This window comes from Obesumbacterium proteus (assembly GCF_001586165.1).
Taxonomy (GTDB): domain Bacteria; phylum Pseudomonadota; class Gammaproteobacteria; order Enterobacterales; family Enterobacteriaceae; genus Hafnia; species Hafnia protea.
Map to the genome: position 1 here is coordinate 1237421 of NZ_CP014608.1, position 12301 is coordinate 1249721.

10 protein-coding genes are annotated in these 12301 nt (G+C 49.6%); 3 read left to right on the forward strand and 7 right to left on the reverse strand.

Features of this window, described 5'->3' with window-relative positions; genetic code table 11:
- The first annotated feature begins 21 nt into the window (after positions 1-21).
- Positions 22-453: a ribonuclease E inhibitor RraB gene (rraB, locus tag DSM2777_RS05870; protein WP_061553405.1), complete on the forward strand. Its 432-nt coding sequence runs from the start codon at positions 22-24 to the stop codon at positions 451-453.
- A gap of 154 nt (positions 454-607) precedes the next feature.
- Here the strand turns inward: rraB and DSM2777_RS05875 are convergent, their stop codons facing one another.
- From DSM2777_RS05875 to pepA, 4 genes are all read right to left on the reverse strand, one after another.
- Positions 608-1111 (reverse strand): GNAT family N-acetyltransferase, encoded by a 504-nt coding sequence (locus DSM2777_RS05875; RefSeq protein ID WP_061555337.1) that lies wholly within the window; start codon positions 1109-1111, stop codon positions 608-610.
- Positions 1112-1318: 207 nt separating this feature from the next.
- Complete coding sequence (locus DSM2777_RS05880; protein WP_046458791.1) at positions 1319-4174, reverse strand: valine--tRNA ligase; 2856 nt, start codon at positions 4172-4174, stop codon at positions 1319-1321.
- Positions 4175-4201: 27 nt separating this feature from the next.
- The gene (locus tag DSM2777_RS05885; RefSeq protein ID WP_025798359.1) at positions 4202-4651 is read right to left on the reverse strand and encodes a DNA polymerase III subunit chi; all 450 of its coding nucleotides are present in this window, start codon (positions 4649-4651) and stop codon (positions 4202-4204) included.
- Between the two features lie 131 nt (positions 4652-4782).
- Positions 4783-6294, reverse strand: coding sequence for a leucyl aminopeptidase (pepA, locus tag DSM2777_RS05890; protein ID WP_061553406.1), 1512 nt, complete (start codon positions 6292-6294; stop codon positions 4783-4785).
- 568 nt (positions 6295-6862) lie between these two features.
- Between pepA and lptF the strand changes: the two genes are divergently transcribed.
- Positions 6863-7963: an LPS export ABC transporter permease LptF gene (gene lptF, locus DSM2777_RS05895; protein WP_061553407.1), complete on the forward strand. Its 1101-nt coding sequence runs from the start codon at positions 6863-6865 to the stop codon at positions 7961-7963.
- Positions 7963-9033 (forward strand): LPS export ABC transporter permease LptG, encoded by a 1071-nt coding sequence (gene lptG, locus DSM2777_RS05900; RefSeq protein WP_046458789.1) that lies wholly within the window; start codon positions 7963-7965, stop codon positions 9031-9033. Before lptF ends, lptG begins: the two co-directional genes overlap by 1 nt.
- A gap of 58 nt (positions 9034-9091) precedes the next feature.
- On the opposite strand, the gene DSM2777_RS05905 is transcribed toward lptG, so the two are convergent.
- From DSM2777_RS05905 to ampH, 3 genes are all read right to left on the reverse strand, one after another.
- Positions 9092-10606, reverse strand: coding sequence for a methyl-accepting chemotaxis protein (locus tag DSM2777_RS05905; protein WP_237087818.1), 1515 nt, complete (start codon positions 10604-10606; stop codon positions 9092-9094).
- Positions 10603-10731, reverse strand: a complete 129-nt coding sequence (locus DSM2777_RS24875; protein ID WP_237087819.1) for a Tar ligand binding domain-containing protein — start codon at positions 10729-10731, stop codon at positions 10603-10605. Before DSM2777_RS24875 ends, DSM2777_RS05905 begins: the two co-directional genes overlap by 4 nt.
- 234 nt (positions 10732-10965) lie before the next feature.
- Positions 10966-12117 carry a D-alanyl-D-alanine-carboxypeptidase/endopeptidase AmpH gene (ampH, locus tag DSM2777_RS05910; RefSeq protein ID WP_061553408.1) on the reverse strand — a complete coding sequence of 384 codons (1152 nt, stop codon included), beginning with the start codon at positions 12115-12117 and terminating at the stop codon, positions 10966-10968.
- Positions 12118-12301 lie beyond the last annotated feature (184 nt).

Genomic DNA, 12301 nt, shown 5'->3' on the forward strand with positions numbered 1-12301 from the left:
ATACAGATTGAGGACAAAGGCATGGCAAATCCTGAGCTATTAGAAGAACAACGTGAAGAAACCCGCCTGATCATTGAAGAACTGCTGGACGACGGCAGCGATCCGGACGCGTTATACACCATTGAGCATCACCTTTCGGCTGACAACTTTGAGCTGTTAGAAAAAGCGGCGGTTGAAGCTTTTAAACTCGGCTATGAAGTCACCGACGCTGAAGAGCTGGAAGTTGAAGACGGTACGCTGCTGATGTGCTGCGATGTGATCAGCGAAGTTGGCCTGAATGCGGAAGTGATCGACACTCAGGTTGAACAGCTGGTGAACCTCGCTGAAAAAATGAACGTGAACTACGACGGCTGGGGCACCTACTTCGAAGATCCTAACGGTGAAGACGGTGACGACGACGAAGATGGCGACGCAGAAGGCGTTGATGAAGATGATAATGGCGTTCGCCATTAATCTTTAGATGTTCATCTTTCACGTTGCATGGTTAACGTCATCGTGAGAATAGCGAAATCCGGTGCCAGTGATGGCACCGGATTTTTTTGTGTGTAAAAAGGGAATTTAATGCCAATTCTCGGGCGTTTTTAGGATGAGTGCTTTTTGTTAAACCTTACAGATCTCTCAGCATTCTGACTTCGCAGTCCACATGGCGTGTGCTGCCGAGTGCTTCGGTGATATGGTTAAATCCGAGCTTCTCATAGAGCGCGATAGCCGCAGTGAGAGAGGCCGTTGTTTCTAGATAACATTGGCTAAAACCGTTCTCGCGGGCAAAATCCATGGCTTGGATAGCCAATTGTTTTGCTAAACCTTTTCCGCGCAGCACGGGTAGAAAATACATTTTTTGTAGTTCACACAGGCCGACGTCTGCGCCTTCAAGCGGAGCAACGCCGCCGCCGCCAACAACGTGTCCATCAAGCTCAACCACCCAATAGGCACAGCGTGGCTGGCTATAAACGTCGAAGAGATGATCGAGGTTTGGGTCAGAGACGGTATAGCCTTTGTCTGCGGTGAGGCCGCATTCCGCTGAAACTTCACGAATAACCTGCGCAATGGCAGCGTTGTCGTTTGCCGTCATCCGGCGCACCTGAAGTCGTAAAGGCGTTTCTGTTGTCATAGTCATTACCCGGTTGTTCCGTTGTGTAAGCGTTCTAACGCACATCGCTATTTTAGGCTGTTGTCACGGAGTGTGTCCTCCGCGTGATGGCGCACGAAATTCCTTAATACCACCGCTGATAGTGAGGATGCAAGCGTTCTGCGTGCGAGGTAAAAAAAAGCGGGGAACAATGTTCCCCGCTGATAGGCGTTTTGCTTACCGCGCTAGTTACAGCGCTGCAATTACCGCTTGCTGTTCGATGAGCTTCGCTTTGGCATCGGCGTAGCCGTTCATCTTCTCACGCTCTTTGGCAACAACGGCCTCAGGTGCGCGAGCCACGAAACCTTCGTTAGACAGTTTCGCTTCGATGCGGCCAATTTCAGCTTCGATCTTAGCCACTTCTTTCGCTAGGCGGTCGAGCTCGGCGTCTTTGTCGATAAGGCCAGCCATTGGGATCAGCAGTTCTGCACCGTCAACCAGCTTGGTGACAGAAACTGGACCTTTATCGCCCGCGGCCAGCACGGTGATGCTTTCCAGACGCGCCAGAGCCTGAATGAAGCTTAGGTTTTCCTGTACGCGACGCTGAGCATCCGCGCTGCATTCACGCAGCAGCAGTTCCAGTGGCTTGCTTGGCGCAATATTCATCTCGGCGCGAATGTTACGCACGGCGATGATGGTTTGCTTGATCCATTCCAGATCGGCCAGCGCTTTCTCATCAACCTGAGAAGCGTCGTATTCTGGGAATGGCTGCAACATGATGGTGTCCGCAGTAATCCCTTTTAGGCCTTTCACGCGCTGCCAGATGGTTTCGGTGATGTATGGGATCACCGGATGCGCCAAGCGCAGCAGGGCTTCCAGCACGGTGACCAGCGTATTACGGGTACCGCGCAGTTCAGCTTCAGAACCACCGTTCATGACCGGCTTAGCCAGTTCCAGATACCAGTCACAGAACTGGTTCCATGTGAACTCATACAGAATATTGGCAGCCAGATCGAAGCGGAAGTTATCCAGTGCTTCACGGTAAGCTTTTACCGTCTGGTTGAATTCGGACAGGATCCAACGGTCTGCCAAGGACAGAACCATTTCGCCGCCGTTCAGACCACAATCCTGATCTTCCGTGTTCATCAGTACGAAGCGGCTTGCGTTCCACAGCTTGTTACAGAAGTTGCGATAACCTTCTAAGCGCTTCATATCCCAGTTGATATCACGACCGGTAGAGGCCAGCGCTGCCAAGGTGAAGCGCAGGGCATCAGTACCGTGTGGCTCGATGCCTTCTGGGAACTGTTTTTCGGTACGTTTAGCAATTTTCTCAGCCAACTGTGGCTGCATCATATTGCCGGTACGCTTCTCTAACAGTTCTGGTAGAGAAATACCGTCGATCATATCCAGTGGATCGATGACGTTACCCTTAGACTTAGACATTTTCTGTCCTTCGTCGTCACGGATAAGGCCGGTCACATAGACGGTTTTGAACGGAACCTGTGGTTTGCCATTTTCATCTTTCACGAAGTGCATGGTCAGCATGATCATGCGCGCGATCCAGAAGAAGATGATGTCGAAGCCGCTGGTTAATACGTTCGTTGGGTGGAACGTTTTCAGCGCTTCGGTCTGTTCAGGCCAGCCCAGCGTTGAGAAAGTCCACAGACCAGAAGAGAACCACGTATCCAGAACGTCGTCGTCCTGTTTCAGTTCAACGTCTGCGCCTAAATTATTTTCACGGCGTACTTCGTCTTCGTCACGGCCAACGAACACGTTGCCTTCGTTGTCGTACCAAGCTGGAATGCGATGACCCCACCACAGCTGACGAGAAATACACCAGTCCTGAATGTCGCGCATCCAAGAGTAGTACATGTTTTCATACTGCTTAGGTACGAACTGGATTTCACCTTGTTCAACGGCTTCAATCGCCACTTTCGCCAGCGGCGCAGTGCGAACGTACCATTGGTCGGTCAGCATCGGTTCGATAACCACGCCGCCACGGTCGCCGTAAGGAACGGTAAGATCGTGAGGTTTGATTTCAACCAGCAGGCCAGCTTCATCACAGGCTTTTACCACGGCACGGCGAGCGGCAAAACGCTCCATGCCACGGAACTGCTCTGGGATTTCGTTGCTGTAAACGTCAGTTTCTTCGCCGTTGGTATCCAAGACTTCTGCTTCGTCACGAATGTCGCCGTCGAAGGTCAGAATGTTGATCATTGGCAGTGCGTGGCGGCGGCCAACTTCATAGTCATTGAAGTCGTGCGCAGGGGTGATTTTCACGCAGCCGGTGCCTTTTTCCATATCGGCGTGTTCATCACCGACGATAGGAATGCGACGGCCAACCAGCGGCAGAACCACGAATTTACCGATCAAATCTTTGTAGCGCGGATCTTCTGGGTTAACGGCAACACCGGTATCGCCCAACAGGGTTTCAGGGCGCGTAGTAGCAACCACCAGATAGTCTTTACCGTCGGCGGTTTTAGCACCATCGGCCAGCGGATAACGCAGGTGCCACATGGAACCTTTGGTTTCACGGTTTTCTACTTCCAGATCGGAGATAGCCGTGCGCAGTTTTGGATCCCAGTTAACCAGACGCTTACCGCGATAAATCAGGTCTTCTTTATACAGACGAACGAATACTTCTTTCACCGCATTAGACAGGCCATCGTCCATCGTGAAGCGCTCGCGCTCCCAGTCGACGGAGTTGCCCAGACGGCGCATCTGACGAGTAATGGTGCCGCCAGATTCTTCTTTCCACTGCCAGATTTTGTCGATGAAGGCATCACGACCATAGTCGTGACGAGTTTTGCCTTCTTCGGCTGCAATTTTGCGCTCGACGACCATCTGAGTGGCGATACCCGCGTGGTCGGTACCGACCTGCCACAGGGTATTTTTACCCTGCATGCGCTGATAGCGGATCATGGTGTCCATAATGGTCTGCTGGAAAGCATGACCCATATGCAGGCTGCCGGTGACGTTCGGCGGCGGGATCATAATACAGAAGCTTTCTTTACTGGTGTCGCCATTCGGCTTGAAGTAGCCCTGCTGTTCCCAGTGCTCGTAGAGCGGCTGCTCAATGTCTTGCGGGTTATATGTCTTTTCCATGGTTCGTCTGTTCTTTGATTTGATCGATCAGTGAGTTGGCGGCGTAGCCGTGGTCAATTGAAAGCCGACGCTGCGGTAGATTTTATAGCGCTCACGCGCCAACTGTTTTAAAGCGTCTTCATAAGGAACGAAGTCTATCACTTCATGGAAAGCAGTAGCAAAATCTGCGAACTCGGTCTGCAAGCAGATCATCAGTTCACGCGGCGAATTGCCCCGCTTTCCCGGCCATGAAAGTTCGACTGGAGCGCCATAATGCGGGCCTTCACCGGCCAGATTATGCGGCACAAACTGGTGCGGGTCGCGGGCCCAAAGGGCTTCGTCTAACTTTTGAGCCTGTTCCTGACTTTGGCAAGCCAATAAAATTCGTTTACCGGAGCGCCAGTGTTGGGCGGCGAGATCACAGGCCAAAGCCTCAACGGCATCCAGTTCACCATCAGGCTGATGATGCTCCATGAGATAGAAGGTTGCCTGTTTCATGATGTGATATAGCCTTACGCTTGTGCAGCACTTATGAAGTAATGAAATACAACAACGAAAGACCCCCCTCCCAGTCGCCTCTCAACACAGAGGTCTGGGGTGGGGGTTCTATTTATTTTAACGCATTTTTCTTAATCGTCGCCGTTTAGGCCTGCGCGATTGAGCAAGAACTGAGAAAGCATGGCAACAGGGCGGCCCGTTGCACCTTTTGCTTTCCCTGAACGCCACGCGGTGCCCGCGATGTCCAGATGCGCCCAGCTGTATTTGCGGGTGAATCGAGACAGGAAGCACGCTGCGGTAATCGCTCCGCCAGGACGGCCACCGATGTTTGCCATATCGGCAAAATTGGAATCCAGCTGATCTTGGAATTCATCCATCATCGGCAGACGCCATGCACGGTCACCGGCTTGTTCTGATGCGCTGATAAGCTCTGAAGCTAATGGGTTATGGTTTGCCATTAAGCCCGTCAAATGATGACCCAGCGCGATAACGCAGGCACCGGTCAACGTAGCTACATCGATAACAACGTCGGGTTCGAAACGCTCAACGTAGGTTAACACGTCACACAGAACCAAACGTCCTTCGGCATCGGTATTGAGCACTTCAACGGTTTGGCCGTTCATGGTGGTCAAAACATCCCCAGGACGATAAGCGCGACCGCCCGGCATGTTTTCGCAGCCAGCCAGTACGCCCACGATGTTCAGTGGAAGCTGAAGCTCAGCAGCCATGCGCATAACGCCGTATACGGAAGCGGCACCGCACATGTCGTATTTCATCTCGTCCATGCTGTCAGCAGGCTTGATAGAAATACCGCCGGAGTCAAAGGTTAAACCCTTACCAACCAAGACGATAGGTTTAGCATCTGGGTTTTTGCTGCCCTTATATTCAATCACGGACATCAACGATTCATTTTGTGAACCTTGACCCACGGCGAGATAGGCATTCATGCCCAGCTCTTTCATCTGCTGTTCACCGATAACGCGGGTGCTAACGTTCGGGCTGAAGCTGTCGGCAAGCTGGCGAGCCTGTGAAGCCAAATAGCCTGCGTTACAGATGTTTGGCGGCATATTGCCAAGATCTTTTGCGGCTTTAATACCGGCAGCGATGGCCAAGCCGTGCTGGATAGCGCGCTCGCCGCTGGTGAGTTCACGACGGGTTGGGACGTTGAACACCATTTTACGCAGTGGGCGGCGCGGTTCTGCTTTATTACTTTTCAGCTGATCGAAGGTATAAAGCGTTTCTTTTGCCGTTTCGACCGCCTGACGCACTTTCCAGTAGGTATTACGGCCTTTGACGTGCAGCTCAGTCAGGAAGCAAACCGCTTCCATAGAACCGGTGTCATTCAGCGTATTAATCGTTTTTTGAATGACTTGTTTATACTGACGTTCGTCCAACTCACGCTCTTTGCCACAGCCAATCAGCAAAATGCGTTCTGAGAGTACGTTCGGTACGTGGTGCAGCAAGAGTGTCTGACCCACTTTACCTTCCAGTTCGCCACGGCGCAGTAGGGCACTGATGCAGCCATCGCTGATTTTATCGAGCTGTTCGGCGATTGGGGACAGTCGGCGCGGTTCGAAAACACCGACGACGATACAGGCGCTACGCTGTTTTTCCGGGCTACCGCTTTTTACACTGAACTCCATGCACTCTCCTGAATCTTAAAGGCAGCGGCGCGGGGCGATGACTAAGCTATACTCGTTTCTTGAAGTCAGAAACATTGCTCAAGTCACTATTATCTCGGCCCTTTGCCGTTGAACTGACTGGAACACTCATTCACGGTTTTCTCTGATGGTGGTGGTTTTTATCCACTTTTTCACAGGAAATCGCGCGATTTTCTCTCATTCTGCAAGGCTTTTTTGGGCTGTGCAGAGGGACGTTATATAATCGGTAGTTATTTTCTCGTTTTCGTTGCTAACGATTACGGTACAATTGTTTTACTGTACAATCAGTTTACCCTGCTTATCGCGATGTTGCTGCGGTGTTCGTTGTTTGCTGCAACGACAACAAGTTGGGGTATGTATCACTCGTAGTGGATGATTAGCCATCTACGATGTGTCCGTTATAAGTGTGTTCCTATAGGTTACACTTGAGACACATGCTGTAATGCTATTCTGATTGTAACCGCCGCCATAATCATCATAAAAATGGCGGGTTAGCGTAGAAATTATCTATTTTCCTGCAAAAAGACAAGTTTTCACAGGCGTAATAAGCGTGATCATCATTAGATATCTGGTACGGGAAACGTTTAAGAGTCAGATTGCTATCCTATTTATCCTGCTGCTGATCTTTTTTTGTCAAAAGATGGTGCGGATACTTGGAGCTGCAGTTGACGGCGAAATTCCGACAAACTTAGTGTTATCTCTCCTTGGGCTCGGTGTGCCCGAGATGGCTCAGCTTATTCTGCCTCTTAGCCTGTTCCTTGGGCTATTGATGACGCTGGGTAAACTGTATACAGAAAGTGAAATCGTGGTTATGCACGCCTGCGGCTTAGGCAAAGGCGTGCTGATAAAAACCGCGATGATCCTTGCTTTCATTACCGGCGCGTTTGCATTGGTTAACGCGTTTTGGGTGAGTCCGTGGTCATCGTTTCACTCTGATGAAGTGATGGCTGAAGCCAAGGCTAACCCCGGTTTAGCCTCAATGGTGGAAGGGCAATTCCAGCCGTCGAAAGATGGCAACTATGTGCTGTTTGTGGGTGATGTGAAGGGCAAAAAGTTTGAAAACATCTTTTTAGCTCAGTTGCGTCCTAACGGTACCCAACGCCCATCGGTGGTTGTGGCAGATACTGGCCATATGGAAGGTCGCCCAGACGGTTCTCAGCAGGTGGTATTGGATACCGGTACGCGCTATGAAGGTACCGCGATGCTGCGTGATTTCCGTATCACCGACTTTATAAATTATGAAGCGGTTATCGGCCATCAAGCGGTAGTGCTTAATCCAAGCAATGCCGATCAGGCACCCATGACAGCGCTATGGGAATCCAAAGAAAACGACTTCCGTGCGGAGCTGAACTGGCGTATTACGCTGGTGTTCTCTGTATTCGTGATGGCGTTGATGGTGGTTCCTTTGAGCGTGGTTAACCCACGCCAAGGGCGCGTACTCAGTACGCTGCCAGCTATGTTGCTCTATCTGATCTTCTTCCTGCTGCAAAGCTCGCTACGTTCTAATGCGGCGAAGGGCAAAATTGATCCGTTTATCTGGGTTTGGGTCGTAAACGGATTCTATCTGTTGCTCGCTATTGCGCTGAATATTTGGGATACGCTGCCGATGCGTCGGATCCGCGCGCGAATCACCGGTAAAGGAGTCGCCTGATGCTTGGAGTATTAGACCGTTACATTGGGCGCACGATTTTCAGCACCATCATGGCAACGTTGTTTATGCTGGTGTCGCTGTCTGGGATTATCAAGTTTGTTGATCAGCTGCGTAAAGTGGGGCAGGGCGATTACTCTGCGGCAGGCGCAGGACTTTTCACCTTGCTCAGCGTGCCAAAGGATATTGAAGTCTTCTTCCCAATGGCTGCGCTGCTTGGTGCGCTATTAGGGTTAGGCATGTTAGCCCAGCGCAGTGAGTTGGTGGTGATGCAGGCGGCAGGTTATACCCGTATGCAGATTGCCTCTTCGGTGATGAAAACCGCGATTCCATTGGTCATCCTCACGATGGCCATTGGTGAGTGGGTTGCACCACAGGGCGATCAGGCTGCACGTAACTACCGTGCCCAACAGATGTACGGCGGTTCGTTGCTCTCGACGCAAAACGGGCTATGGGCAAAAGACGGCAACGACTTTATCTTTATTAAACGTGTGACCGGCGAGAAAACTATTCAGGGGATCAGCATTTATACCTTTGATAAAGAACGCCATTTGCAAAAGCTACGCTACGCTAACTCCGCAACGTTTGAGGGTAATCAGTGGAAGCTTTCACAGGTCGAAGAATCCAATCTCACCGACAGCAAAAGGATCACCGGTACACAAACGATTAGCGGTATGTGGAAAACGAACCTAACGCCAGACAAACTGGGTGTGGTTGCCATGAGCCCTGACTCGCTGTCGATTAGCGGCCTCTACCACTATGTGAAATACCTCAAGCAAAGTGGTCAAGAATCTAACCGTTACCAGCTCAATATGTGGAGCAAAATTTTTGCACCGCTATCTGTTGCGGTAATGATGTTGATGGCGCTGTCCTTCATTTTTGGTCCATTGCGCAGCGTTCCAATGGGCGTGAGGGTATTGACGGGTATCAGCTTCGGCTTCTTGTTCTACGTACTCGACCAGATTTTTGGACCGCTAAGTTTGGTATACAGCGTACCTCCAGTGTTAGGTGCTCTACTGCCAAGTCTGCTGTTCTTGTTGATCAGTGTTTATATGCTGCTGAGAAAATCGTAACAGCGTAATGCAATCTATAAATATAAAACGGGCCATATCATGGCCCGTTTTTTTTCGCTTAAATCCAATGTGTATCGTGTGGATCTGGCCTCTGTGTTAGCTCAAGATTCTTTTTGGGCTCTAGCCATAACTGTTCGGTGAGTTGAAAAATAGAGACTGCTTTGGCCAGTGTATCGGCCTGTTCTTCTACATTCGCGGCGGTAGTTGCAACCTGCTCCACTAATGCAGCATTCTGCTGAGTGACCTGATCCATCTGGTTGATGGCAATACTCACCTGAGCAACGCCGCGGCTTTGCTCGTCAGAGGCATAAGAGATGCTGTCGACGATGCTGGTTGCTTTATTGACGTTAAGTACGATGTCAGCCATGGTTTCTCCTGCGTGTTCAACGAGTGACATACCTTCCTTGATATCGTTGCTCGATGTGGCAATGAGATCGTTGATCTCTTTTGCTGAAAGTGAACATCGCTGCGCTAAATTACGCACTTCCCCAGCAACAACGGCAAAACCACGCCCTTGCTCTCCTGCTCGAGCGGCCTCAACGGCGGCATTAAGCGCCAAGATATTGGTCTGGAAGGCGATACCGTCTATTACGCTAATAATGTCACTCATTTTCTGCGCGCTATGGTTGATGGTGCGCATTTTTGCGATGACCGACTCCATTACCTGCTCGCCGTTATGAGCAATATTGGCGGTGCTATTAATCATTTGAGCTGCTTGCTGAGCATTTTCGGCATTTTGCTGCACGGTGGAGGTGATTTGTTCCATGCTGGCCGCGGTCTGAGCCAGCGCTGCCGCCTGTTCTTCGGTTCGGCTTGAAAGGTCGGTATTACCGGCAGAGATTTCGTGGGTGCCAATATTGATAGATTCAACGCCTTGTCGCACGGTCGCAACGGTTGTCTGCAATCCATTCTGCATTTTTTGTAATCCAGACATCAATAGCCCAATCTCGTTGCTATTTTGTATGGTAATGACGCTGCGTAAGTCACCCCGTCCAATAAGCTCAAAGTAGCCAGTTGCTTCTCGTAGTGGGCGAACAAGGACTCTTTTGATCCAAAAGTGCACGGCTAAGCACATTAATACGCATAAAATAATCACGGCAATCAGTAAACGTATGAATTCGGTATACGCTTGTATAGCAACGTCTCTGGCGTCATCGTTATTCTTAAGAGAAATACCAATGTATTTCTTCACCCATCCTTGAAATATGGCTCGCGTTTCCAATTTTTCAGTTCTCAATTGATAAAGCTTATCAACTAATACGTTTGGGGATGGCTCGGTTAAAGCGATATTAATTTGCTTTTCAATGTTATCGGCATTGTTTTGGAATGCATTTTTTATTTCTTCACCTAATTTAAGATCATGATTTGTTAACCCAGGTATCTCCCAAAACAGTTCAAAGGATTTATTAGCAAGCGCCATTTTTTCACGTGCCGCCTGTATAGAATCTTTATTAACAGTCCCTTGTGGGTTGACGGCGTATTCAAGAACAATATTGTTGATGGCCGACTGGGCTTGTTGGAGATAGGCGCCGCTGCTGCTTAATGCATTTTGCTCATCGGCGATGACGCTCATCGCGCTAATGCTATCGCTATTTTTTTGATGAAGTAGAACCCAATCAGGTTAGAGCCTATTTGTATCAGACCAAATAAATACAGCACCAACAGCATGCCGCTGGCGATTTTAATATTTTTGAACATAGGTGTAGCTCCATTAGTAAACCACATCTTTGGAAAGGTTTTTTCCGTGGGTACTTGCGTTATCGGAGATAACCTAAATTTATTTAGGGTAAATATTTTTATATTTAATCAATATAAAAATATTATTATCGCTAAGTAAGAATAAATTTAATGTATATATTTAATCTAATTCCTAGATAGAAAAAAGGGGCATAAATATACCCCTTAATAAATATGATTAAACTCAAGCCAGATTTACTGCTGTTGCTGCGCCAGCTCGCTGACTAACCGATTAACACCATCGCTCATATTAGTAAATTTGGTTAGTTCAGTACGGGCAACAACCGCAAATACGCCAACGTTTTTGTCTGGGATCATCGCCATATAGGTAATGAAGCCGCCGCCGCCGCCAGTTTTTTGCATGATGCCCGGTAAACCGTTTTGCGGTGCCATATATACCCAGCCTAAGCCCAGTGCCGAGGCTTTACCCGGAACGTCCATGCCTTTAACCAGCGTAAGTTTTTCGCGCTGATAATACATTTTCAGCAGCTTGTCAGCATACGGGCTACGAGGATGGGTTGAGGAGGATAAGAACTGCTGCATCCAACGCTGCATGTCTTCCGGTGTGGAATAAACGCCACCGCTGCCGATAGCCGCGAGGCTGCTTTGGCATGGGCTTGCTCCGCGTGCGGGGACGATCATCCGTGAGCATTGTTCAGGGGAGGGCGTATAGGTGGTGTCTTTCATGCCCAACGGCAGAGTAACTTTCTCTTTGAGCAAACTTGGATAGGCTTTGCCCGTAGCTTGTGCAAGCGCATCGGCCAGTAAGTCAAACGCCAGATTTGAATAGGACGCCCGCACGCCTGGTGGCACCGCGACTTTTGCGCTTTTCATCCACTGCCAGCGATCGTATTTCGTTGGCCAAGTAAACACGTCACGATGTGCCACGCCGCCCGGCTGTTCACGCGGTAAACCGCTGGTGTGAGAGGCGAGGTTCATCAACACAATCGGCTGGTTGGCGTTATAGGAGGGTACTCGCATTCCGTTAGGCGCGTACTTTCTCAATGGATCGTAGAGACTGACTTTTCTTTCATCGGCTAGCTTAACCAAGACTTCGCTGGTCATGAGTTTGGTTAGGGAAGCTATACGGATTAAAGAGTCCTTACGTGGGCGGGTATCATTGCCGGGGCGAGTTTCGCCAAAACTTCTAAACACCTGTTGGTTGTTATCGATAGCAACCATGGCCATTGCAGCGGCACCGCTATTATAAAAAATATGCTCCGCGTAACCATCCACCACCTGTGAAGCGAGAGGTTGAGGTTGTTGAGCATAAATTGTAACAGGTATTACCGCACAGGCGACGCCCAGCAGCGTCGCAGGGAAAAATTTCAACACGCGTTTATCCATTTATTCAGGCAAGAGACAGGTCAGAGTTTTTAGTGGGAACATCTTAATGCCAACCGTGTGCGCTGGCAGAGTGGAATTCATCAGTTTTTTGTAAATAAAACCAAACGGTACATGTGGAAACAAAAATGGTTGTGACGTAGCTCACACACGGAGCTAATCTTAGAATAGAACTCAGTATGGTTTG